The organism is Pseudomonas sp. PDM10 (genome assembly GCF_014852295.1).
In the GTDB taxonomy this organism is placed as follows: domain Bacteria; phylum Pseudomonadota; class Gammaproteobacteria; order Pseudomonadales; family Pseudomonadaceae; genus Aquipseudomonas.
Map to the genome: position 1 here is coordinate 212,720 of NZ_JACVBJ010000006.1, position 24,139 is coordinate 236,858.

Below are 24,139 nucleotides of genomic sequence, written 5' to 3' on the forward strand. Positions count from 1 at the left end.
CAAGAATAAAAATTAGAGGTTCCTTGCCGTGAAGGTAGCTCCCGTCCAATCGCCACACAGTGTCAAAGACCAGGTCAGCGCCGCTGAGTGGCAGACTCGAGTTGATCTTGCCGCCTGCTATCGACTGGTCGCCCTGCATGGCTGGGATGACCTGATTTTTACCCACATCTCGGCCAAGGTCCCCGGTACCGAAGACTTTCTGATCAACCCGTTCGGGCTGATGTTCCACGAGATGACTGCGTCCAGCCTGGTCAAGGTCGATCAGGCGGGCAACAAGCTGATGGACAGCCCTTACGAGATCAACCCGGCCGGTTACACCATCCACAGCGCGGTGCACGAGGTTCGTCACGATGTCGTCTGCGTGCTGCACACCCACACTGCCGCCGGTGTCGCTGTGTCGGCGCAGAAACAAGGTATTTTGCCGATCAGCCAACAATCGTTGTTTGTCCTGTCCAGCCTGGCTTATCACGCCTACGAAGGTGTTGCGCTTAACCATGAAGAGAAAGCGCGGCTGCAAGCCGACCTCGGCGAAAACAATTTCCTGATGCTGCACAACCACGGTCTGCTGACCTGCGGCGGCACCATCGCCGACACGTTCCTGATGATGTTTACCTTCCAGCGCGCCTGCGATATCCAGGTGCTGGCGCAGAACGGTGGCGCCGAGTTGATCGCCATCGAACCGCAGATTCTGGCGGGCGCCAAGGCGATGATCGCCGGCGTCACCAAAAGTGCTCAAGGGATGGGCGGCGCACTGGCCTGGCCAGCGCTGCTGCGCAAACTCGATAAACAAGACCCGGGTTATAAACTCTAATGCCTCTCGCCGAGATTCCCCTGTGTGTCTGGCGCAAACGCGGCCAGACGTTCGTATTCCGTGGCCAGACCATCCGTTACTGGACGGCGGGGCAGGGTGAGCCACTGTTGCTCATCCATGGCTTCCCGACCGCCAGTTGGGACTGGCATTTTCTCTGGCAGCCCCTGACCCAGCGCTATCGGGTGATTGCCTGCGACATGCTCGGCTTTGGTGATTCCGCCAAACCGGTGGACCACGAATACAGCCTGCTGGAGCAGGCCGATCTGCAACAGGCCTTGCTGGCACACCTGCAGGTCGAGCAGCCGGTGCATCTGTTGGCCCACGATTATGGCGACAGCGTGGCCCAGGAACTGTTGGCCCGGCATTACGAAGCGCGCATTGATATCGCCAGTTGTGTGTTCCTCAATGGCGGCCTCTTTCCTGAAACCCATCGTCCGATACTGATGCAAAAACTCCTGCTCAGCCCCTTGGGCTGGATGATCGGTCGAGCTTTTTCCCGTGACAGCCTGGTGAAGAGTTTCCGACAGATCTTCGGCCCCCAGAGCCGCCCCACCGAAAGCGAGATGGACGATTTCTGGAGCCTGATCGAGAGCAATCACGGGCCACGGATCATGCACAAATTGATCGCCTACATCCCTGAACGGCGTGCCCAGCGCGAGCGTTGGGTCAGCGCGATGCAGCGTGGTGAAGTGCCGTTGCGGGTGATCGATGGTGAGGTCGATCCGATCTCCGGCGCGCACATGGTCAAGCGTTATCGGGAACTGATCCCGAACCCGGACACGGTCTTGTTGCCCGGTATTGGTCACTACCCTCAGACCGAGGCGCCGGGGCAAGTGCTCAAGCATTATCTGGAGTTTCGCGATCAGCTGGTTTCACCGCCGCGCAAGGTCGCTTGTTCCTGATTATCCCCCTGACTTATCGCGCACCATTCAGCCTCACCTCAGTTCATTGTGGCCCGCATTGTCGTGCCTGACACTCCAGCTTATTGTCCCTGGCCTGCTGGAGTCCCCCAATGAATGAGTCTGTGCGCTTCGAAGATAAAGTCGTGATCATCACGGGGGCAGGCGGCGGCCTGGGTCGGGCCCACGCGCTGTTGTTCGCCAAACAGGGCGCCAAAGTGCTGGTCAACGATCTCGGCGGCTCGGCTCAGGGCGAAGGCGCAAACGCTTCGGCAGCCGACCGGGTGGTGGCAGAAATTCGTGAGGCCGGTGGAATTGCCGAGGCCAACCATGACTCCGTCACCGACGGCGACAAAATCGTTCAAAACGCCTTGGACACCTTTGGCCGTGTCGATGTTGTGGTCAACAACGCCGGAATCCTGCGGGACAAAACCTTCCACAAAATGGAAGACGGCGATTGGGACCTGGTTTACCGCGTCCATGTCGAAGGCGCCTACAAAGTCACCCGCGCCGCCTGGCCGCACCTGCGCGAGCAAAATTATGGCCGCGTGATATTCACCGCTTCGACCTCGGGCATCTACGGCAACTTCGGCCAGTCCAACTACGGCATGGCCAAACTCGGCCTCTACGGCCTGACCCGCACCCTGGCCATCGAAGGCCGCAAGAACAACATCCTGGTCAACGCCATCGCGCCTACTGGCGGCACGCGCATGACCGAAGGCCTGATCCCGCCGCAAGTCTTCGAACAACTCAAACCGGAACTGGTCAGCCCGCTGGTGGTGTACCTCGCCAGCGAGAACTGCCAGGAAACCTCCGGGTTGTTTGAAGTCGGTGGCGGCTGGATGGGCAAGGTGCGCTGGGAACGAAGCCTGGGCGCGGGGTTTGATCCGCGGATTGGGTTCTCACCCGAAGATGTGGCGGCGCATTGGCAACAGATCTGCGACTTTGAAGGTGCGGCGCATCCGCAGGACAACCTTGAAGCGTTGAAGGAAATGATGGCGAATTTGCAGAAGTATTCGATTTAACGATCTTGCGACCCCCCAAGCCGTCCAAGGCGGCTTGGAGGGTCGATTTTTTTTAATTGATGTAGCGTTTTTCTATGACGAACTGGGGCACTTTCCAGTTGGGACCCTTTCTCGCGCCAGTACACCCGCTTATAGCGTTATCGGAAACCCGCTAAAAGTTACACTTCGCCTCCGTCACAAAACCATCCCCCATAAAAAAGGCCGCTGCAAACGCAGCGGCCAAAGTAAGACGATTGATTAAGGAGCAATAAATCAACGTCAGTGAACACGGGGCGATGAGTCGAACATCTTCAATTCATCTGAAATCTGTCGCCAATGGCGTGGACTGGCCACCGCCATTGCTTCGTGCTTTTCGGCTGTTTGCCGTGAAAGCCCGGCAAGAATAAGGCCTTGAGCCAAAAGGAAAAATAGCGATTCGTGACATGCACTGTTGCAGTCTCGGCAACAGTTCCATTTGACATGGGATCTGGGGCGGCTGCTGCCACAGGTTTGCGTTCACAACGCCCTATGCCCCTGACTGATACCCCCCCATCCAGCCCATCCATAACCCGCGCAAATCCCCGTCCCATGCGGGCATTCATCCTTTGGAGGTACACCGCGAATACCTCCTTGGTGCGCTTATCGCTCCCAACGTGCGGCAGTAGGGTGGGGCCTTCTGTCACTCACCGGGGAAGACGCATGACAAAAACAACAATGCGCGCCATCTTCACGCCGCAAGCGCTCGCCGCTGCGGTTGCCTTGGGTTGCTGCGCCCAGGCGCAGGCTGTTTCATTCAACATTGGGGAAATCGAGGGGACCTTTGACTCTTCGCTGTCCGTCGGCGCGAGCTGGGGCATGCGCGATGCCGACAAATCCCTGGTGGGCGTCGTCAATGGCGGGACCGGCCAGTCTTCGACCGGGGATGACGGGCGGCTGAACTTCAAGAAGGGCGAAACCTTCTCCAAGATCTTCAAGGGTATTCATGACCTCGAATTGAAGTACGGCGACACCGGGGTGTTCGTGCGTGGCAAGTACTGGTACGACTTCGAACTCAAGGACGAGGATCGCGAGTTCAAACCGATCAGTGACAGCGGTCGTAAAGAAGGCGCCAAGTCTTCCGGGGCGCAGCTGCTCGACGCCTTCGTCTATCACAACTATTCCATCGCCGAACTGCCGGGCACGGTGCGCGCCGGCAAGCAGGTGGTGAGTTGGGGTGAAAGTACCTTCATCGGCAACTCGATCAACAGCATCAACCCGATCGACGTTTCAGCGTTCCGCCGTCCTGGCGCCGAAATCAAGGAAGGCCTGATTCCGGTGAACATGCTGTTCGCCTCCCAAAGCCTGACCGACCAACTCTCGGTGGAAGGTTTCTATCAACTGGAGTGGGACCAGACTGTCGTCGACAACTGCGGCACCTTCTTCGGCAACGACGTGGTGGCAGACGGCTGCAACAAGAATTACACGGTGGCCAGCCCGGCGATTGCACCGTTGCAACCGATCGCTGCGGCGTTTGGCCAAGGCTTCGAAGTCAGCAGGGAAGGTGTGATCGTGCCGCGCGGTGGGGACCGCGATGCCCGCGATTCGGGGCAGTGGGGAACGGCGCTGCGCTGGCTCGGCGACGATACCGAGTACGGCCTGTACTTCATGAACTACCACAGTCGCTCCCCGACGGTCGGCACCACCACTGCCGGTCTGACAACGCTGGCACGGATTCCGGCCATCGTCGGTGCCGCCAATAGAATCGCCCCCGGCACCGGGTCGGCACTGGCTCAGAGTGTGATGCTCGGTCGTGGCCAGTATTACCTTGAGTACCCGGAAGACATTCGTCTCTACGGCGCGAGCTTTTCCACCACCTTGCCTACCGGCACGGCGTGGACCGGCGAGATCAGCTATCGCCCCAACGCTCCGGTGCAAGTCAACACCAACGACCTGACGCTGGCCTTGCTCAACCCGATTGCACGCGGCGCGGCATCGCCTATCGCCACCACGCCAGGTGCCGACAACAAAGGCTACCGCCGCAAGGAAGTGACCCAGGTCCAGAGTACCCTGACGCACTTTTTCGACCAAGTGCTGGGTGCCCAGCGGCTGACCCTGGTTGGCGAGGCGGCGGTGGTGCACGTCGGTGGCCTGGAGTCGCGAACCAAGCTGCGTTACGGCCGTGACTCGGTCTATGGCCAATACGGTTTTGGCGGCGATACCGACGGTTTCGTCACCTCGACCTCCTGGGGCTATCGCGCCCGGGCAATTCTCGATTACGCCAACGTGATCGGCGGGATCAACCTCAAGCCCAACCTGTCCTGGTCCCACGACGTCGCCGGCTACGGCCCCAACGGTCTGTTCAACGAAGGCGCCAAGGCCGTCAGCGTCGGCGTCGATGCCGACTACCGCAACACCTATACCGCGAGCCTCAGTTACACCGATTTCTTCGGCGGTGACTACAACACCCTGGAAGACCGCGACTTCCTGGCGCTGAGTTTCGGCGTGAACTTCTGATCTGGCTGAGAAGGATGAATTTAATGCGCAAGATGATTCTGCAATGCGGCGCCCTGGCCTTGAGTCTGCTGGCTGCCAACGTGATGGCGACGGTCTCGCCTGAAGAAGCCAACAAGCTTGGCACCAGCCTCACGCCGCTGGGTGCCGAGAAGGCCGGCAACGCCGACGGCTCTATCCCTGCATGGACCGGCGGCATCCCGAAAAACGCCGGCGCAGTCGACAGCAAAGGTTTCCTGGCTGACCCGTTCGCCAGTGAAAAACCGCTGTTCACCATCACCGCGGCTACGGTCGACAAGTACAAAGACAAGTTGTCGGATGGCCAGGTAGCGATGTTCAAGCGCTATCCGGAAACCTACAAGATCCCGGTCTACCCGACCCATCGCACCGTGGCCCTACCCCCGGAGATTTACGAGTCGGCCAAGCGCTCCGCACTGAACGTGAACAGCATCAACGACGGTAACGGCCTGGCCAACTTCACCGGCAACCGCTACTACGCGTTCCCGATTCCGAAGACCGGCGTCGAGGTGCTGTGGAACCACATCACCCGCTATCACGGCGGCAACCTGCGACGCATCATCACTCAGGTGACCCCGCAAACGAACGGCAGCTACACGCCGATCCGCTTCGAGGAAGAGATCGCCGTACCGCAACTAATGAAGGACCTGGATCTGGAAAAAGCCGCCAACGTGCTCACCTTCTTCAAGCAATCGGTGACGGCCCCGGCACGTCTGGCGGGTAACGTGCTGCTGGTGCACGAAACTCTCGATCAGGTGAAAGAGCCGCGTCTGGCGTGGATCTACAACGCCGGCCAGCGTCGTGTGCGTCGCGCACCGCAAGTGGCTTATGACGGGCCGGGTACTGCGGCTGACGGCCTGCGCACGTCCGACAACTTCGACATGTTCTCCGGCGCCCCGGATCGCTACGACTGGAAACTGGTCGGCAAGAAGGAAATGTACATCCCTTACAACAGCTACAAACTCGACTCGCCGAGCCTCAAGTACGACGACATCGTCAAGGCCGGGCACATCAATCAGGACTTGACCCGTTATGAGTTGCACCGGGTCTGGGAAGTGATCGGTACGGTCAAACCGAGTGAACGGCACATCTACGCCAAACGCCACATGTACCTCGACGAAGACAGCTGGCAAGTAGCGCTGGCAGACCATTACGACGGTCGCGGTCAGCTGTGGCGAGTCGCCGAGGGTCACGCTCAGTACTACTACGATCACCAGACTCCGGCCTACACCCTCGAAGCGCTCTACGACATCATTGCCGGCCGATACATTGCCCTGGGAATGAAGAACGAAGAGAAGCACAGTTTCGAATTCGGCTTCGAAGCCAAGGCCGCCGACTACACGCCATCGGCCTTGCGCGCCGAGGGCGTTCGGTAAGGGTTTTGATACATTGGCAGTACAAAAGGCGACCGGGTGGTCGCCTTTTTTATGGCTGCCAATCAGCGTGCTGAATACTTCTCAACAAGCGGGTTAGAGAGGGCTAGGGTTGCCGGACAATTATAAAAAGGCACGCCGCAATGACCGCCATGATCCCGTGTCTGGACCGTCCTGGATTCCTGCCCCGTCTGTCCACTCATCACCTGTCACGGGCTCGCTTGACCGAGCCGTTACTGACCTCCACGGCACGGGTGAAATTACTCTGCGCGCCGGCCGGCAGCGGCAAGACTGCGCTGCTCGCCGAATGCCTGTTACAGGCCCCGTCGCATTGCCGCGTGTTCTGGTTGCCATTGTCTGGCGTGGTGTTGAGCGCGGTGGATTTTCGTCACCGTCTGGCAGAGACGCTGGGGCTGGCTACGTCGAGTGAAACGGAGCTACTCGGCTATCTGGCGCGATTGCAGACGCCGACCTGGCTGTTTCTCGATGATTATTGCCGCCTGCCTGACCCGGAGTTGGACCTGTTGCTCGATCGCATGCTGGCGACCAGCAGTCCGATGCTGACCTGGTGGCTGGGTGCTCGCCGCCGGCCACCCTGCAACTGGCCAAGGTTGCTGCTCGACGATGAGTTGTACGAGTGCGAAAGCACTTCGCTGGCTTTTACGGCCAATGAAGTCGAGCAGATCGTGCAGCCCTGGGTACCGGAGCATGCCGGCAAAGTGGCCAGTCGGATCATCCAGCGCACCGGCGGCTGGTGTGCCGGTGTGCGGATTGCATTGCTGCAAAAGTGCGATTGGACGCGACAGAACAAACCCCTGGGAAGGGCGGACACCTTGCTCGATTACCTGGAGCATGAGTTGTTCAACTCGCTGACGCCTGAGTTGAGCGAAGCCTGGCGGGTGCTGGCCCATTTGCCCCGCTTCAATGCCCGGCTGTGCGATCACCTGTTCGGGGCGGGAGAGGGCGCTCAGTACTTGCGGACCTTGCAAACGCTGGGCTGTTTTATCGAACCTTGGGGGGACTCCACCGATTGGCTGCAGATATTCACCCCGTTCACCCAGTTGTTGCGCGATGAGCAATGGCCGGCGGGACGCTCCTGGCATCGGCGTGCCTGCCAATGGTTCTGTACCGAACAGGACTGGAAATCGGCCTTCGAACAGGCCTTGCTCGCCGAGGAATATGAGGTGGCGGTCAGCCTGTTGCAGCACTTCAGTTTCGAGCATTTGTTCGAGGAGCAAACGGTGGTGCTGTTGTTGCGTTTGCATGAGCAGCAAGGCGAGGAATTGACGCTGGGCAGCCCGCAATTGGTCGGATTGATTACAGCTGCGCTGTTGTTCGCCGGACGTTTCGAACAGGCGACTGCCTGTATCGCTCATTTGGCGCATTTCACGCCTCAACCCTCGGCGGTGCTTGAGCGTCAACTGATTGCACGTTGGCAGGCCCTGCAGGGTTGGTTGCTGCATTTGCAGGGACGAATGGAGGCTTCGCGCGCGCACTTTCTTGATGCGTTGAACGCGCTCGATCCTGAATGTTGGACGGCGCGCCTGATGTGTTTGTCCGGTTTGACGCAACAGGCATTGCTAAGGGGCGAACTCGACGTGGCGCAAGCCCACAACCGCGAGGCGCTGTGCCTGGCGCGGGCACAAGGTTCGCTGGTGTTCGAAGGCCTGATGGAACTCGATCATGCGCAATGGCTGGAGCAGCGGGGTGCCCCGGCTCGCGCTGAAAGCCTGCTCTGCAATATCGATGAACTGCTCCGTCAGCGTTCGGATCGACCCGCACCCTTGTTGGGACGAATTGCATTGCGTCGTGGGCGGTTGGCCTTGTGCCTGGGGGCAGATCAGCGCGCTGCCGAATTCTTTCAAGCAGGCCTGGACGATTGTTTGCGCAACCACGACAAGCGCGTGTTGTATGGGTTTCTGGGTCAGGCCCAACTGGCTGCGAACAAGGGCGATTACGCCCAGGCGTTCGTCCGGTTGCGCGACGCTGAGCGGCTGATGCAACAACGGCATATTCCAGACACCGTTTATCGCGGCGTTCTGCTGCAAGTCAGCAGCCAGCTCTGGTTGCAACAAGGCCGCCCGAAACTGGCACACGAGGCCCTGACTCGCGTGCTGCGCCACCATCGCGGGCCGAATGCTCGGCAGGCACCGCCGGCGACCCTGGAGCTTATTGCGCGAATCGAATACTTGCTGGTGTTGGCCGATACCCAACTGCGCCTGGCGGTCGAACCCTTGGCGCAACTTCAACGGCTGCTGGCCGCTGCGCACGAACGTGGCATGTTGAATCTGGAGACAGAACTACAACTGATGATCGCTCAAGTGGCTTGGCTGACCGGCGATAGTGCGCTGGCGCAAAGTGCCCTGCAGCGGGGCCAGGAATTAGCGGAGCGCGGTCATTTACAGTTTGCGCTGCGTGAATTGAGTTTGCGCCAGCCCGATTTGTACAGTTGTGCGGGGCTGGTAGATCCCAGGGAAAAGGCTGAGGCGGTGATTGCGCATGGCCCTCTGAGTCGGCGGGAACTTGAGGTGCTCACTTTGATTGCGCAGGGTAATTCCAATCAACAGATTGCCGAGCAACTGTATATTTCCGTTCATACGGTAAAAACCCATGCTCGTCGTATTCATGGGAAGTTAGGTGTTGAGCGTAGAACTCAGGCGGTTGCCAAGGCTAAGTTGTTGAAGTTGTGTTAGGTGGCTAAGTGGGGGTTTTAAATTTATTGAAATAAACATCCTGTGTTCGATTGGTGGTTATTATTTTAGAGTTGGGCTTAAGTTTCATGGTGAATAAATAATTATTTACCAATTAGCTCAAAGTAAAGGATGAATCAATTGAACAAGATGTTCACGAGTTTGATGCTCGATACCCTGCGCCAACGCGTTGATAGTGCAACTGAGTTGAAGAAGGCTGACGCGGCAGGTCAACAACTGTTGGCGGTGCTGAAGGATATTCCTTCGTTCAAGGACATGGCGCGAATACGATTGGGTGAAGAACTTCGGTATTCTCATCCGGGTGTTGAACTCAATAAGGTATTTGTGAATAGAGGCAGCTACACGGAAGACCTCGAAAATCGACCGGTAGGTTCGTTGCTGGAGGTCCACTTAGAATGCCTGTCACGTAATCTGCATCCCGACTACGGGATCGGTTCTGATGGTGTGTATGACCGCCCGAACACGACCGACAGCCAATTCAAAGTTCCTGGGCTGGATATCTATCAGGTTGAGCGTCTTCTCGAGAACGCTCGTAAAAATCTGAGCTGGAAGCATCGCAATAGTCTTGACCAGTATTGGAAGGCTGCGGCCAATTGGCAAGTCGCTGGAAACCCTTCATCTACCAACAAGGATGTTCTGCAGCAATCGATAGCAAGGACGGTGATGGCGGAGCTTTCCTTGAGCGTTATCGGTGGGCGGCTGGAGCCTCAGCAAGGCGAGCGGGTTGCAGATATTCTACTGTCGGGTCATGGCGGCTCGCTGTATCAGGTGGTGATTAACAATGCGGGTGAGTTCCCTGTTCGGCTCTCATCAGGATTTGTCGTGGACATGTCCGGTTTGGGTAATGCTGAGCTGTTACTGAACAATGATCATTACGCATACGTGCTGTATACCCCCGACCGAGGGTTCGAGTATTTCCGGAGCAGCAACGACGTACATGTAGCATTGTGCAGTCGCCTGTCGATATCCGGGGGTGATATTTCTTACCCAAGCCTGCAGGAAAGTGCCTTTCAGTACTGCGTCAGTTCGCAGATCAAACTCCAGAAAGATGAAGTATCAAAGTTTCTTGGTAATAGTGACTATAGCAGTGTGGATCTTTTTGCTCTGGAGCGTAATCAGCAACTGAGCACGCTTCAATCCAGTTGGTTGTTGAGCTTCGAAGCGTTGCAGGCCGCCATTAAGCGCACCGAATGGCCTAACTGGTTGAAGCTTGCAAACCAAACCGTGCAGGAGCGCTATTCGGAACTCGAGTACTCGATGGTCAAGTACGAGTCTGACTTTAATGCCACCTTCAATGGTTATTTTTCTTTGCGGGAGTATGCCCGACGGCAAGTCACTGATTGGACCCGGAGTGCTCTAGGTATCGCATTGGATCCCGAGAGCATTCGGGTGCGCAGTATCCATGAGTTCAACGTTGGTGGACGGACTATCCGTCAAGAGGACAGCTACACCTTGACCGAGTTTGTGACGGTTGGCTTGCATGATTCCGGTCATCGCGCCCGGTTGGTGCTTGAGGGCGCCGAGGCCTCCGGTCTGACCATCGCGAAGCTCGAAAGCTGGTTGCAAAATGTTGATGTGCGAGCAAGCTTTGTGAATGCTCTGCCGGTCAATCTGCCCCAGCCTTACCGCGAAGCGTTTTACAATAAAATGTACAGTCAGATGGATTTTGCCTTATGGATTGCTCACCATTCCGGTCGTTTCAGCAGTGAGGATTTCAATCTCATCAATCGGGCAATGAACGGCGATTCATCGGTCTTGATCAATGCTGTGAGTTTTGCGGATTCAACTCAACCGTTGAAGGATGTGCTGGCATTTCATGGAAGTCAGGGGGTGCTAGGGCCACAGCAGGTTTTTCTGAAAAACCCTCAGGGTCACTTTGAGTTTCTGCGCTTCGGTAACTTTTCTGAATTTGAAGATCAACTAAAACTCTGGATGAGCGAGGACCCTGTTTATGCTGCGTCGCTGATTAACTCCAATGACCTGCCAACTATCGGTAAACAGTTGAACGCGGCGAGGGGGCAGTGGTGGATGCTGGAACGTATTCGTGTCGATGCGATGGTGCTGAGCGCCAGCCCGAATGAACCGCTGGCCGATATTGTACAGATAGATTACCGGCGGATGTTCGCCGAAATAAATCTGGTGGCACCCTCTAATTATCGAAGTGTCCCGCAATCCCTGCGTCAGAAGTACGCTCGGCTCAATACAGAACTCAAGGCGCTGTATACGGTCGAGTTCCGTGACACCGGCTTCCCCTCCTTTGAACTCTTCGCTCGCAACCTTATTAAGCAGCGGGTAGAACAGGTACTTCGAGAGCGGGGGAGCGTGGTTGAAGTAAATCCGGATCTTGTTTATGTGCAGATCAGTCCTCAAGAGGAAATGACCCTGTCGCAACTGATTATCAGTGAGCGTAGTTTTGAAGCCAACAATAGTCCGAATCCGGTCCCTGAGGACTATCCACGATTCCGCTGGTCAATAGCTCACCCGTCACTGGACAAGTTGTCGATCCGGGATATTTCCGGATGGTCGAAAACACTTCGTGCGGGGGAGAATTATATTGCGTTGTTAAAGACTGATTATTTGTCGTCAAGTCACCCGCTGTATACGTTCAAGCGAGAGGTGAACTTAAAGAAGTTGCAGAGTGAGATGTATCAGGCGTTACTCTCTCAATATTTTGACGCTGCTTTGAATTTTGAGCAGTTGAATAGCTTGGAGCGGATCATTATCAGGTTGGAAACTCCGGAGGAGTACCGCTATTCAGAGCCCGTCGTCAATACTGAAAGTGTTTACTATTTTACGTTGAAGAGCTCCCGTAATGTTGAGGGTGTTTATATTTTTCGAGCCGTCACAAGCAAAGGGGTTGAAGACTTTCTTTACACTCCGCATGCACCGGATCATGTCGCATTTCGGAGTGTAAATAGCTTTGTGGGGGCCATTCGAGATCGCTTTGGGTCGTTCAGGGATTACTACATAAAGCGTATAAGCTTTCTCGATCAGAAGGTCATTAACGACTATTTCGATGAGCTTATGGCGACGCTTAATGCCGTACCGCCACCGATGCCTCTGACCAATACTCGCGTCAGGGATTTGGGAATGTCCTACGGAATTCACGTCAGGCGGGTTATCGAGGACGTGGACGCCCAAACCACCAGTCTTGGCGAAATTATCGGAGGCCTGGTTTACGACAACCTGAAGTTGGCGGCCACTGTTATCAGTATCGTCATTCCTCCCGTTGGCCTTGCAGTAACGGCGATCGAAGTCGCTAAAAACATCTACGACGGTATCAAGGCTCATTACTACGGAGATTACGAAGCCACGTTTACCCATTTCAAGGATGCCCTGATCGGGCTGGTCGATCTGGCTCAGGTGGGGCAGGGAGTCAAGAGCGTGACCAAGGCGCAGAAGACGCTCATTCAACTGGCGGGTGATGCCAATACGGTGGTAGGGCTGGTGTCTACGGCGGTGGGACAGGCACTTGGTCACGAGCGTCTTATTGAGATCATCCGGCAAGTGCTCGACGAACCTGACGTCAGCACCAGTAAAACCATAGTGATTTAATGGGCCGCTAACATTCGCCTGGCAGGTATGCCGTCAGCGGAAGCTCAAATCGAGCTGGCGGGCTCAAACCCCATCCGCCAACTCACGGCCCGCGTCGCAGCCAACAACCGCTGCGCCGCCGGGCCGTTTTCGTCGGCGTGGAACAACGAAGCCGGACCGACGATGGTCAGCACGGCGGCGATCTGTCCGACCGCGTTGAACACCGGGGCCGACAAGGCGTCCACGCCCGGCATCAGCAAACCATGCACATGATGCAGGCCGCGTTCGCGGATCTGTTCGCACAACGCCTGGTAGGCCTGATCGTCCGCCAGCGCATGTGAAGCGCTGCTGTGCAGTTCCCGCTCGCGCAATTCGACGGTTTCACGCTTGGGCAGATAGGCGCCGAACACCAGCCCTGTGGACGAACTGAGCAACGGCAACACCGAACCCAATTGCGTCACCACCGTTACCGCGCGCACTGCCGGCTCGATGTGCACCACGGTCGCGCCCTGGTTGCCCCACACGGCTATAAAGCAGGTTTCGTTCAACTCATCGCGCAATTCAACCAGGGGCAGGGCGCCGACTTTCAGCACGTCCATACTGTTGAGTGCTGCCAGCCCTACACGCAAGGCTTCGCGGCCCAGACCGTAATGGTTGGTGGCCGCATTCTGTTCAGCAAAACCGCTGGCGATCAGCGCCTGTAGATAGCGGTGAACCTTGCTCGCCGGCATCTGTACGTGTTCGGCCAGGCGCGACAGTGACGTCGATGGCGATAACTCGGCCAAGGCCTTGAGGATGTCGGTGCCGACCTCGGCCGACCGGACTTTCTGTTTATCGTTGCTGCGCGGCGTTTCCATGGAGGCGGTCTGATCCCGGGACGAATGGGCGTCTTTATAGCTTGACGGTCAATACCAATCAAATTACGTTAAGCGTAATCGAATTACGATAAAAATAACCCGGGCGTGCCCAGACCTCTTGAATGGAGCGACAGGCCATGCCTACTCCCTGTTCAGGAGGCTCCATGAACCTCGATTCAACGGCGCCCGAGCTGGCTTATCAGTCCGGCTTCGGCAACGAATTCAGCAGCGAAGCGTTGCCTGGCGCACTGCCCGTCGGCCAGAATTCCCCGCAAAAAGCCCCTTACGGTCTCTACACCGAACTGTTCTCCGGCACCGCGTTCACCATGGCCCGCAGCGAAGCGCGGCGCACCTGGATGTACCGCATTCAGCCGTCGGCCAATCACCCGGCGTTCGTCAAACTGGATCGGCAACTGGCCGGCGGCCCGTTGGGTGAAGTGACCCCCAATCGCCTGCGCTGGAACCCGTTGGACATCCCGAGCGAGCCAACCGATTTCATCGACGGGCTGGTGAGCATGGCTGCCAACTCCGGCGCGGAAAAACCGGCCGGGATCAGCATTTATACCTACCGCGCCAACCGTTCCATGGAGCGCGTGTTTTTCAACGCCGATGGCGAACTGCTGCTGGTACCGGAGCTGGGACGTCTGCGCATCGCGACGGAATTGGGCGTACTGGAACTGGAGCCGCTGGAAATCGCCGTGCTGCCACGCGGCCTGAAATTTCGCGTCGAACTGCTCGATCCGCAAGCCCGCGGCTACATTGCCGAGAACCACGGCGCGCCACTGCGCCTGCCAGACTTGGGGCCGATCGGCAGCAATGGCCTGGCCAATGCGCGGGACTTCCTGACCCCGGTCGCGCATTACGAAAACCTCAAACAACCGACCACCCTGGTGCAGAAATTTCTCGGCCAGTTGTGGGGCTGTGAGCTCGATCATTCGCCGTTGAATGTGGTCGCCTGGCACGGCAACAACGTGCCGTACAAATATGACCTGCGTCGTTTCAACACCATCGGCACGGTCAGTTTCGACCACCCGGATCCGTCGATCTTCACCGTCCTGACGTCGCCGACCAGTGTCCACGGTCTGGCCAATCTTGACTTCGTGATCTTCCCGCCACGCTGGATGGTCGCCGAGAAAACCTTCCGGCCACCGTGGTTCCACCGCAACCTGATGAACGAATTCATGGGCCTGATCAAGGGCGAGTACGACGCCAAGGCCGAAGGCTTCGTGCCCGGCGGCGCGTCCTTGCACAGCTGCATGAGCGCCCACGGCCCGGATGGCGAAACCTGCACCAAGGCGATCAACGCCGAACTCGCACCAGCGAAAATCGACAACACCATGGCTTTCATGTTCGAGACCAGCCAGGTGCTGCGCCCGAGCCGCTTCGCCCTGGATTGCCCGCAACTGCAAAACAACTACGATGCCTGCTGGGCCACGCTGCCCGCCACTTTCGACCCGACCCGGAGATAACCCATGACTCAGACTTCCATCACTCGTAGCTGGGTTGCCTCCGCCAACGGCCACGCGGATTTTCCGCTGCAAAATCTGCCGTTGGGCGTGTTCAGCGTGAAGGGCGGCGCGCCGCGCAGTGGCGTGGCGATCGGCGACCATATCTTTGATCTGGGAGCGGCACTCGATGCCGGGCTGTTCGACGACGGTGCTGCGCGGACCGCCGTTGAAGCCACCCGTGGCGGCCAGTTGAATGCATTTTTCGAGCTGGGTCGCGAGGCTCGTGTCGCCCTGCGTCAACGCATGATCGAGTTGTTCAAGGAAGACAGCACCCAGCGCGGCAAGATCGAAGCCCAAGGCGCAAAACTGCTGCCGCTGGCGGCGGATTGCCAGATGCACCTGCCGGCGAAGATCAACGATTACACCGACTTCTACGTCGGCATCGAGCACGCGCAAAATGTCGGCAAACTGTTCCGCCCGGACAACCCGTTGCTGCCGAACTACAAGTACGTGCCGATCGGTTATCACGGCCGCGCTTCGACCATTCGCCCGTCGGGCACCGAGGTTCGCCGTCCGAAAGGCCAGACGCTGCCAGCCGGCCAGACCGAGCCGACGTTTGGTCCGTGCGCACGTCTGGACTATGAGCTGGAACTGGGCATCTGGATCGGTCAGGGCAACGACATGGGCGACTCGATCGCCATTGGTGACGCGGCCGATCACATCGCCGGTTTCTGCCTGCTCAACGACTGGTCGGCGCGGGACATCCAGGCTTGGGAATACCAGCCGCTGGGGCCGTTTCTGTCGAAGAGTTTCATCACCAGCATCTCGCCTTGGGTGGTGACGGCCGAAGCGCTGGAGCCGTTCCGTCGCGCTCAGCCGGCACGTCCGGAAGGCGATCCACAGCCACTGCCGTACCTGTTCGACAAACGCGATCAAGCCACTGGCGCCTTCGACATCGAACTGGAAGTGCTGCTGCTCACCGAAGGCCTGCGCGAACAAAACCTGCCGGCCCATCGCCTGACCCTCAGCAATACCCAACACATGTACTGGACCGTGGCGCAAATGGTCGCGCACCACAGCGTCAACGGCTGCCAGTTGCAGGCCGGCGACCTGTTCGGTTCGGGCACGTTGTCGGGGCCGGAGAACGGTCAGTTCGGCAGCCTGCTGGAAATCACCGAGGGTGGTAAAAAGCCGATCGAACTGGCGTCTGGCGAGGTGCGTAAATTCCTTGAGGACGGCGACGAAATCATCCTGCGTGCCCGTTGCAACCGCGAGGGTTTTGCCTCCATCGGTTTCGGCGAATGCCGCGGCAAGGTGCTGCCGGCGCGCTAAGAGGATCGGGTCATGGAACTCTATACCTACTACCGTTCGACTTCGTCCTTTCGGGTGCGTATTGCGTTGGCGCTCAAGGGACTGGACTACCAGGCGCTGCCGATCAACCTGATCGCGCCGCCAGGTGGCGAACATCGACAGCCGCCTTATCTCGGCATCAATCCGCAAGGCCGGGTGCCGGCCTTGCGCACCGACGAAGGCGAACTGCTGATCCAGTCGCCGGCGATCATTGAATACCTGGAGGAACGTTATCCACAGGTGCCGCTGCTCTCCAAAGACCTCGCCGCTCGCGCCCATGAGCGTGGTGTGGCGGCAGTGATTGGTTGCGATGTGCATCCGCTGCATAACGTCAGCGTACTCAACAAGCTGCGGCAGTTGGGGCACGATGAACCGCAAGTGGTGGAGTGGATCGGGCACTGGATCAGCCAGGGATTGGCGACGGTGGAGCAGTTGATCGGCGCTGAGGGTTATTGCTTTGGTCCGATGCCTGGGCTGGCGGATGTTTACCTGATCCCGCAGCTGTACGCGGCTGAGCGCTTCAGCATTTCACTTGAGGCGTACCCGCGGATTCGTCGAGTGGCGGCGTTGGCGGCGACGCATCCGGCATTCATCAAGGCGCATCCGGCGAATCAGCCGGATACCCCATAAAGCCTCACACCGCCCCTTGTAGGAGCAAGGCTTGCCCGCGAAGAACGATAACGCGGTGATCCTGATGGACCGAGTCGCCTGCATCGCGAGCAAGCTCGGCTCCTACAAAGGGCGGTGTTTAGTGGACGATGGAGTTAGGCGGCAAATGTCCCAACCGTTCAGTCAGGCGAATCCGCTGAATCGGGTCGTCACTGAGCAGCAGGGCATGCTCCAGGTCAAAGCGCTCGGCGTTCGGGCAATCCAGCCGTTGATAGAGGCTGGCCCGGGCCAGGTAGTCGGAGGCACTGGCGTTGCCCAGTTCCAGCACGCGTTCGGCGTCGATCAGGGCGCCGATGTAGTCATCGTTGGAAAGGTGTAACTGACGCAGGTTACGCGACAGCCGCTGCAGCATTTGCACCGGTTCGGCGGTGAGCAAATGCTCGGCGCCAAGCTGCATGTTCGGGCCGTACTGGCGTTGCAGCAATTCCCGGCAATCGTTGGGGTACAAACGACGCCCGCCGCACGGGTCGAGCAGGTGATCGGCGCCCGGTACCCGCAGCAGGAAATGCCCGGGGAAGTTGACTCCAACCATGGGGATTTCCAGACCTTTGGCCAGTTCCAGAGCAATCAATCCCAGGCTCAGTGGCTGCCCGCGTCTGCGTTCCAGCACTTTATTGACCAGCGCGACTTGCGGACGCAATGGCGTGGAGTCGTCCTGAGCGAATCCCAAGTCATTCATACGCCGTAACAACGGCTGGGCCAGCTCGCTCACCGGCAACATCGGCAAGCCACAACTGACCCGTTGTTGCAGGTCCTTGAAATCTTGCAGCACGGCCTCGGGATTGACCTCACTGTCGTGTTCGGCGGCAATCCACAGCGCCGCCTCGAACAGCGCAGGCGGTGAACGTTGCAGACAGTCGAAAAAACGTTGGCGGGGGGTCATCAAAATCTCCGGCTAATGCCTCGTTTTAGCCCCGTCTCCGGCATTCGTCCAGTGCCGAACATAGGCGGTTGCAGGTTATGTCCGAAAGTCTGCATGGCGGCGTCGCTTATTCCGGTGCGCTTCTGCAATTTTTGGGCGCAAGCCTATACTGGCCACTACAAGAAGTGATTCGGGAGCCCTACGATGTTCGCTCTCATGCAAAGCACTCGCCTTGAATCCCTGCATCTGAGCGTCGACTCGGTCACCGGGTTGAAGGCGGTCATTGCCATTCATAACAGCCGTCTGGGGCCTGCCCTGGGCGGGTGTCGTTACCTTGCCTATCCCAGCGACGAGTCCGCCGTCGAGGATGCGGTGCGCCTCGCCCAAGGCATGAGTTACAAGGCGGCGCTGGCCGGCCTGGCTCAGGGCGGCGGCGTGGCGGTGATTGTTCGCCCGGTTCATGTGGAAAACCGCGCCGCGCTATTCGAAGCCTTCGGGCGTTGCATCAATCAGCTCGACGGCCGCTACATCACCGCCATCGACAGTGGCACCTCGGTGGCGGACATGGATTGCATCGCCCAACAGACCCAGCACGTCACCAGCACCACCGCGGCGGGCGACCCGGCACCGCACGCGGCGATGGGCGTGTTCACCGGTATTCGTGCCACCGCCATGGCCCGGCTGGGCAGCGATAACCTCGAAGGCCTGCGAGTAGCGATTCAAGGGCTCGGCAACGTTGGTTTTGCCCTCGCCGAACAGCTGCACGCCGCCGGAGCCGAATTGCTGGTCAGCGACATCGATCACGGCAAGGTCCAACTGGCGATGGAACAACTTGGCGCCCATCCGATCGCCAACGACGCGCTGCTCAGCACCCCTTGCGACATTCTCTCGCCCTGCGGACTCGGTGGCGTACTCAATAGCCACAGCGTGACGCAACTGCGCTGCGCAGCGGTGGCCGGCTCGGCGAACAACCAACTGACCCATCTGGAAGTCGCTGATCAACTGGAGCGGCGGGGCATTCTGTATGCGCCGGATTACGTGATCAATTCCGGCGGGCTGATCTACGTTTCGCTCAAGCACCGCGGCGAAGAGCTATCGACCATCACCGCACACCTGTCGAAAATCAGCTCCCGGCTGACCGAAGTCTTCGCCCATGCCCAAGCGGAAAAACGCTCGCCGGCCCGGGTAGCTGACGAGTTGGCGGAGAAAGTGCTGTATCGATGAGGTTGAACCGATGAAGGAGTGAGGGCCTATCCGGCAGACTTGCTCCCAAGGCCTGGCGCCACAAGCGTCAGGCTTGACTGACGCACGCTGACGCGGCGTGCCAGGAGCCCCTGTGATGCTTCACAAGGTTGAGCTGCCTTACACCCGATTTTTATCCCCTGACGGCCAATTGCTCGGCGAACTTCCTGCCTGGGCCGACGATTTCAATTTGCTGACGCGCCTTTATCGGCAGATGGTCCTGACCCGCCTTTTCGATCAGAAAGCCGTCGCCCTGCAACGCACCGGGCGCATCGGCACTTATGCGCCGACATTGGGCCAGGAAGCCATCGGCGTCGCCGTCGGCAGCGTGATGCACGCCGAAGACGTGCTGATTCCGTATTACCGTGACACCGCCGTGCAGTTGATGCGCGGGGTGCGCATGGAAGAAATCCTCCTGTACTGGGGCGGTGACGAGCGCGGCAGCGATTTTGCCGAACCGGCGGCGGCCCAGGACTTTCCGATCTGTGTGCCGATTGCCACCCAGGCGTTGCATGCCTGCGGCGTTGCCAGTGCATTCAAAATCCGCGGCGAACATCGGGTCGCCGTCACCACCTGCGGCGACGGCGCCACCAGCAAGGGCGATTTCCTCGAAGCCCTCAACGTCGCCGGTGCCTGGCAGTTGCCGGTGGTGTTCGTGGTCAATAACAACCAATGGGCGATCTCGGTGCCACGACGGATTCAGTGCGGCGCCCCGACCCTGGCACAGAAAGCGATCGGTGCCGGGTTCCACGGTGAGCAGGTCGACGGCAATGACATGCTCGCGGTTTACGACCGGGTACACGTGGCCCTCGACAGGGCGCGTCACGGTAAAGGCCCGGTGTTGCTGGAATGCCTGAGCTACCGCCTCGGCGATCACACGACGGCCGACGATGCCACACGCTACCGGTCGGCGGACGAGGTCAAGCAGGCCTGGCTCGAAGAGCCGGTCAAACGCTTGCAACGTTTCATGGTCGACCAGGGCGTGTGGGACGAAGGCCGCGAACAGGCGCTGATCAGCGAATGTCAGGGCTTGGTTCAACGTGCTGTGGATAACTTCGAGGCTGCGGGAACCCAGGCGCCCGAATCGATCATCGATCACGTCTACGCCCAATGGCCGGCGTCCCTCGCCGGGCAGCGTGAAGAGTTGCTCGAAAGGGCGGCGCGCCGCACGGGAGATGCGAGCCATGAGTAACGGCAAAGTCACGTTGCTGGAAGCGGTGAATCTCGCGCTGCATCGGGCGATGAGCGAAGACGAGAACGTCATTGTCCTCGGTGAAGACGTCGGGGTGAACGGCGGCGTGTTTCGCGCCACCCAAGGGCTGCGCGACAGCTTTGGCTTCAAGCGAGTGATCGACTCGCCGCTGGCCGAAACCATGCTCGGCGGACTGGTGGTCGGCATGGCCGCTCAGGGCTTGAAACCAGTGGTGGAAATCCAGTTCATGGGTTTCATCTACGCGGCCATGGAACACCTGGTGTCCCACGCCAGCCGCATGCGTAATCGCACTCGCGGGCGGATCACGTGCCCGATGGTGATGCGCACGCCGATGGGCGCAGGAATTCGCGCGCCGGAACATCACAGCGAAAGCACTGAAGCATTGTTCGCGCACATTCCAGGTCTGCGGGTGGTGATTCCGTCATCGCCGGCCCGGGCCTATGGCTTGTTGCTGGCGGCCATCGATGACCCGGACCCGGTGGTGTTTCTCGAACCGACCCGGCTCTATCGCATGAACCCGCAACCTCTGTTGGATGACGGTAAACGCCTGCCACTGGACAGCTGTTTCACCCTGCGTGAAGGCAGCGACATCACGCTGATCAGCTGGGGTGCCAGTGTGATGGAAACCCTGCAAGCCGCCACCGCATTGGCCGAGCGGGGCGTCTCGGCGGAAGTGATCGATGTCGCGAGTATCAAGCCGCTGGACCTCGACACCATGGAAGCCTCGGTGCGCAAGACCGGTCGTTGCGTGATCGTTCATGAAGCGCCGCGCTCCTGTGGCGTCGGTGCGGAAATCGCCGCGAGCCTCTATGAGCGGGTGTTGCTGGAATTGCAGGCACCGATCCAGCGCGTTACGGCGCCGGACATTCCGCCGCCGCTGTATCGACTTGAGTCGCTGTACATGCCCAACGTCGAGGACATTCTTCAGGCCTGCGATAACGTTCTTCACTTTGCCTGAACCCAAGGAGGCTGCGATGAAATACTTCAAACTGCCGGATCTGGGCGAAGGTTTGCAAGAGGCGGAAATCGTCCGCTGGCATGTCGCGGTCGGCGATACCGTCACGGCCGATCAACTGCTGGTGTCGGTAGAAACCGCCAAAGCCCTGGTGGATATTCCCGCGCCCTATGACGGCGTGGTGGCAAAACTTTACGGCGGCGAGGGCGACATTGTTCACGTCGGAGAACCCTTGCTCGGCTACGAAGGCGAAGCCGATGCGGGCACCGTAGTGGGGCGACTCGAAGGTGGCGGAAGCAGTCAGGAGGACTCGTTTTTCATCGGGGCGGCCCCCTCGACCCGAGAGCACCTGGCGACTCGCGCCACGCCGGCCGTGCGGCAACTGGCCCGGCAACTTGGCGTGGAGTTGAGCGGTGTGACGGGCTCTGGCCACGAGGGGCTGATCACCCGGACGGATGTGGAAAACGCGGCTCAAAACGAACTGGATCGCTTCGGCGGCGAACGGTTGCGCGGTGTGCGGCGCAGCATGGCGCTGAACATGGCCCGGTCCCACGCCGAAGTCGTGCCGGTGACGATTTTCGGTGATGCCGACCTGCATCGCTGGGGACAGGCGCGCGAACCGCTGATTCGTCTCGCCAAAGCGATGGCGGCCGCGTGCGCCGTGGAGCCGGTGCTCAACAGCGCTTTCGACGGCAAAAGCCTGTCGCTCAAGCAACACGAACGGCTCGACCTGGGCATCGCCGTGGATACCCCGGACGGCTTGTTCGTGCCAGTGCTGCGCGATGTCGGTCATCGCACTTCGGCTGATTTGAAGGAAGGCGTCATGCGATTAAGGGCCGACGTGCAGGCGCGATCGATTCCGCCCAAGGAAATGATGGGTGCAACCCTGACGCTGTCGAATTTCGGCACCTTGTTCGGTCGCTACGCCAACCCGGTGGTGGTGCCGCCGCAAGTCGCGATCCTCGCCGCTGGCGCGATCCGTGACGAACCGGTGGCGGTCGATGGCGCGGTGATGGTGCATCCGGTTTTGCCGCTGTCCCTAACTTTCGATCATCGCGTGGTCACGGGGGGCGAGGCGGCACGTTTCTTCAAGGCGCTGGTCGAGGCGCTGGAACAACCCGACGCTTAAGTTTTTCGCAGGCATGAAAAAGGCCCTGAGTCATTTGACTCAGGGCCTATTCAATTCGGGCGTTGCTTACTTGGCAGCCTTGGGCGCTTTAGCTGGCTTGGTCGGCTCAGCGACTTCAGCAGGTGCAGGTGCCTCAACGGGGGCAGCCTTTTCAACGACTTCAGCAGGCGCATTGAGCAATTCGGACAGCGCGTCCGGTTGGCTCTTGAACGCCTTGGCGAACACATCGCGGTTCTTCGCCATGTAGATACCGGCTTCTTCTACTTGCTGTTCGGTCAGGGACGGAACGGCTTTTTGCAACACTTCGGCCAGCAACTCGGCCAGTTCGAGCATTTTGTCATGACGGTCAGCTTCGGCTTTATCCATGAACAAGCGCTCCAGATCTCGGCTGCTGCGGTATACCACTTCGACGGCCATTCACCACCTCACATGCCTTCACATTAAGTTGTCTTATTCGACCACTGTATTTATATACAGCGAAAAGGATAAGCGAATCCCTGCGCTTTGGGTAGTGGCTTTTTAATGTAGACCGAATTGAGGTGGTCTGCGCAAAACCTGTGGGAGCCGAGCTTGCTCGCGATGAGGCCCTCGAATCCAGTACAAAAGTGTCCAGTAGCAGCCCATCGCCATCTCACCCAACAGCCTCTGGCCTTTTTTCTGCATGCAAGACAAACGTCACGTCAAACCCGCATCATCCGCTCGAACCGAGCTAAGGAAGAATCATCGTGAAAATCAACTGGGCCGAGAACCTGCGGCAGAACGTGCATCAACTGGCCGAGTCCCTGGGCAACCTGTTCGTCGAGACCTTCCATTACATGGCGCTGTTCGCCATCGGTGCAGTCACCGCGTGGGCGGCGGTGATGGAGTTTTTGCAGATGATCGAGGCGGGGCACATCAAAATCGATGACATCTTGCTGCTGTTCATCTACCTGGAACTGGGGGCGATGGTCGGGATTTACTTCAAGACCAACCACATGCCGGTGCGTTTCCTGATCTACGTCGCGATCACCGCGCTGACGCGACTACTGATCTCCAACGTCTCGCACCACAACCCACCGGATATCGGCATCATCTACCTGTGCGGCGGGATTCTGCTGTTGGCGTTCTCGATTCTGGTGGTGCGTTACGCTTCGTCGCAATTCCCTTCGGTGAAGATCGAACACCCGCAACGCAAGATCGGTGCGGGTTCCGGTGAGCATCCCGAAGTCGAGAAGGGCGAGCTTTAAAGCCGCATGGCTGGCCGGCTGTGGCCCTTGACGCGTGGCGGCGGCAGGTTGTGATTGTCGCCGTCGGTCATGGCTTCGAGGATGGCCACGGCGCTATGGCCCTGTTCGATGGCGATGCCGAACTGAATGCTTTGTACCAGGCGTTTGAGGCGCTGGGGGTCATTGCGTTGTTCGGCGCTGATCATCCGTTTGGCGACCACGTGGCCGTTGTTGGACAGGGTCAGCATGATGCTGCCATCCAGACCCTGAATGCTCAGGTTGATCTGATAATCCGCTGCAAAAGCATCGGTAATGAGCTGAAAAGGGTTGTCCATTTTGCGTTACCGCCTGATTGAACGTGCAGTTGTT

The 24,139-nt window shown here is 58.8% G+C and carries 18 protein-coding genes and 1 pseudogene; 15 read left to right on the forward strand and 4 right to left on the reverse strand.

Going from position 1 to position 24,139, the window contains the following annotated elements:
* Window positions 1-28 precede the first annotated feature (28 nt).
* From IB252_RS21445 to IB252_RS21475, 7 genes are all read left to right on the forward strand, one after another.
* Window positions 29-811, forward strand: coding sequence for a class II aldolase/adducin family protein (locus IB252_RS21445; RefSeq protein ID WP_134096670.1), 783 nt, complete (start codon window positions 29-31; stop codon window positions 809-811).
* Window positions 811-1,713, forward strand: coding sequence for an alpha/beta fold hydrolase (locus IB252_RS21450; protein WP_192410172.1), 903 nt, complete (start codon window positions 811-813; stop codon window positions 1,711-1,713). The genes IB252_RS21445 and IB252_RS21450 overlap by 1 nt, the downstream gene beginning before the upstream one ends.
* 110 nt (window positions 1,714-1,823) lie before the next feature.
* Window positions 1,824-2,735, forward strand: coding sequence for an SDR family oxidoreductase (locus IB252_RS21455; RefSeq protein WP_192410173.1), 912 nt, complete (start codon window positions 1,824-1,826; stop codon window positions 2,733-2,735).
* 678 nt (window positions 2,736-3,413) lie between these two features.
* A complete protein-coding gene (locus IB252_RS21460; protein ID WP_192410174.1) occupies window positions 3,414-5,207 on the forward strand; it encodes a DUF1302 domain-containing protein in 1,794 nt (597 codons plus the stop codon).
* A 23-nt stretch (window positions 5,208-5,230) separates the two neighbouring features.
* A complete protein-coding gene (locus tag IB252_RS21465; protein ID WP_192410175.1) occupies window positions 5,231-6,598 on the forward strand; it encodes a DUF1329 domain-containing protein in 1,368 nt (455 codons plus the stop codon).
* A 140-nt stretch (window positions 6,599-6,738) separates the two neighbouring features.
* On the forward strand, window positions 6,739-9,288 hold the full coding sequence (locus IB252_RS21470) for a LuxR C-terminal-related transcriptional regulator (RefSeq protein ID WP_192410176.1): 2,550 nt from the start codon (window positions 6,739-6,741) through the stop codon (window positions 9,286-9,288).
* 147 nt (window positions 9,289-9,435) lie between these two features.
* Window positions 9,436-12,861: a dermonecrotic toxin domain-containing protein gene (locus IB252_RS21475; RefSeq protein WP_412548180.1), complete on the forward strand. Its 3,426-nt coding sequence runs from the start codon at window positions 9,436-9,438 to the stop codon at window positions 12,859-12,861.
* Window positions 12,862-12,905: 44 nt separating this feature from the next.
* Here IB252_RS21475 and IB252_RS21480 read toward each other — a convergent pair whose 3' ends face one another.
* Window positions 12,906-13,697: an IclR family transcriptional regulator gene (locus tag IB252_RS21480; RefSeq protein ID WP_192410178.1), complete on the reverse strand. Its 792-nt coding sequence runs from the start codon at window positions 13,695-13,697 to the stop codon at window positions 12,906-12,908.
* Between the two features lie 164 nt (window positions 13,698-13,861).
* Between IB252_RS21480 and hmgA the strand changes: the two genes are divergently transcribed.
* The 3 genes from hmgA to maiA are packed head-to-tail and all read left to right on the forward strand — an operon-like array spanning window position 13,862 to window position 17,125.
* Window positions 13,862-15,166 (forward strand): homogentisate 1,2-dioxygenase, encoded by a 1,305-nt coding sequence (hmgA, locus tag IB252_RS21485; RefSeq protein WP_192410179.1) that lies wholly within the window; start codon window positions 13,862-13,864, stop codon window positions 15,164-15,166.
* Window positions 15,167-15,169: 3 nt separating this feature from the next.
* Complete coding sequence (gene fahA / locus IB252_RS21490) at window positions 15,170-16,477, forward strand: fumarylacetoacetase (protein WP_192410180.1); 1,308 nt, start codon at window positions 15,170-15,172, stop codon at window positions 16,475-16,477.
* A 12-nt stretch (window positions 16,478-16,489) separates the two neighbouring features.
* Window positions 16,490-17,125, forward strand: coding sequence for a maleylacetoacetate isomerase (gene maiA, locus IB252_RS21495; RefSeq protein WP_192410181.1), 636 nt, complete (start codon window positions 16,490-16,492; stop codon window positions 17,123-17,125).
* Window positions 17,126-17,243: 118 nt separating this feature from the next.
* Here the strand turns inward: maiA and IB252_RS21500 are convergent, their stop codons facing one another.
* The gene (locus IB252_RS21500; protein ID WP_192410182.1) at window positions 17,244-18,047 is read right to left on the reverse strand and encodes a SirB1 family protein; all 804 of its coding nucleotides are present in this window, start codon (window positions 18,045-18,047) and stop codon (window positions 17,244-17,246) included.
* A gap of 183 nt (window positions 18,048-18,230) precedes the next feature.
* Here IB252_RS21500 and IB252_RS21505 point away from each other — a divergent pair, with 183 nt between their 5' ends.
* From IB252_RS21505 to IB252_RS21520, 4 genes are all read left to right on the forward strand, one after another.
* Window positions 18,231-19,250: a Glu/Leu/Phe/Val dehydrogenase family protein gene (locus IB252_RS21505; protein ID WP_192410183.1), complete on the forward strand. Its 1,020-nt coding sequence runs from the start codon at window positions 18,231-18,233 to the stop codon at window positions 19,248-19,250.
* Between the two features lie 115 nt (window positions 19,251-19,365).
* Window positions 19,366-20,460, forward strand: coding sequence for a pyruvate dehydrogenase (acetyl-transferring) E1 component subunit alpha (pdhA, locus tag IB252_RS21510; protein ID WP_192410184.1), 1,095 nt, complete (start codon window positions 19,366-19,368; stop codon window positions 20,458-20,460).
* On the forward strand, window positions 20,453-21,439 hold the full coding sequence (locus tag IB252_RS21515; RefSeq protein WP_192410185.1) for an alpha-ketoacid dehydrogenase subunit beta: 987 nt from the start codon (window positions 20,453-20,455) through the stop codon (window positions 21,437-21,439). Before pdhA ends, IB252_RS21515 begins: the two co-directional genes overlap by 8 nt.
* Before the next feature lie 16 nt (window positions 21,440-21,455).
* The gene (locus IB252_RS21520; RefSeq protein WP_192410186.1) at window positions 21,456-22,565 is read left to right on the forward strand and encodes a dihydrolipoamide acetyltransferase family protein; all 1,110 of its coding nucleotides are present in this window, start codon (window positions 21,456-21,458) and stop codon (window positions 22,563-22,565) included.
* A gap of 162 nt (window positions 22,566-22,727) precedes the next feature.
* Here IB252_RS21520 and IB252_RS21525 read toward each other — a convergent pair.
* Window positions 22,728-22,982: pseudogene (locus IB252_RS21525) on the reverse strand (YebG family protein); the annotation flags it as partial.
* A 308-nt stretch (window positions 22,983-23,290) separates the two neighbouring features.
* Between IB252_RS21525 and IB252_RS21530 the strand changes: the two are divergent.
* A complete protein-coding gene (locus IB252_RS21530; RefSeq protein ID WP_192410187.1) occupies window positions 23,291-23,791 on the forward strand; it encodes a phosphate-starvation-inducible protein PsiE in 501 nt (166 codons plus the stop codon).
* On the opposite strand, the gene IB252_RS21535 is transcribed toward IB252_RS21530, so the two are convergent.
* Entirely contained in the window at window positions 23,788-24,105 is a 318-nt protein-coding gene (locus IB252_RS21535) for a DUF3509 domain-containing protein (protein WP_111450358.1), read from the reverse strand. The two genes, IB252_RS21530 and IB252_RS21535, sit on opposite strands and share 4 nt — an antisense overlap.
* Window positions 24,106-24,139: the final 34 nt, after the last annotated feature.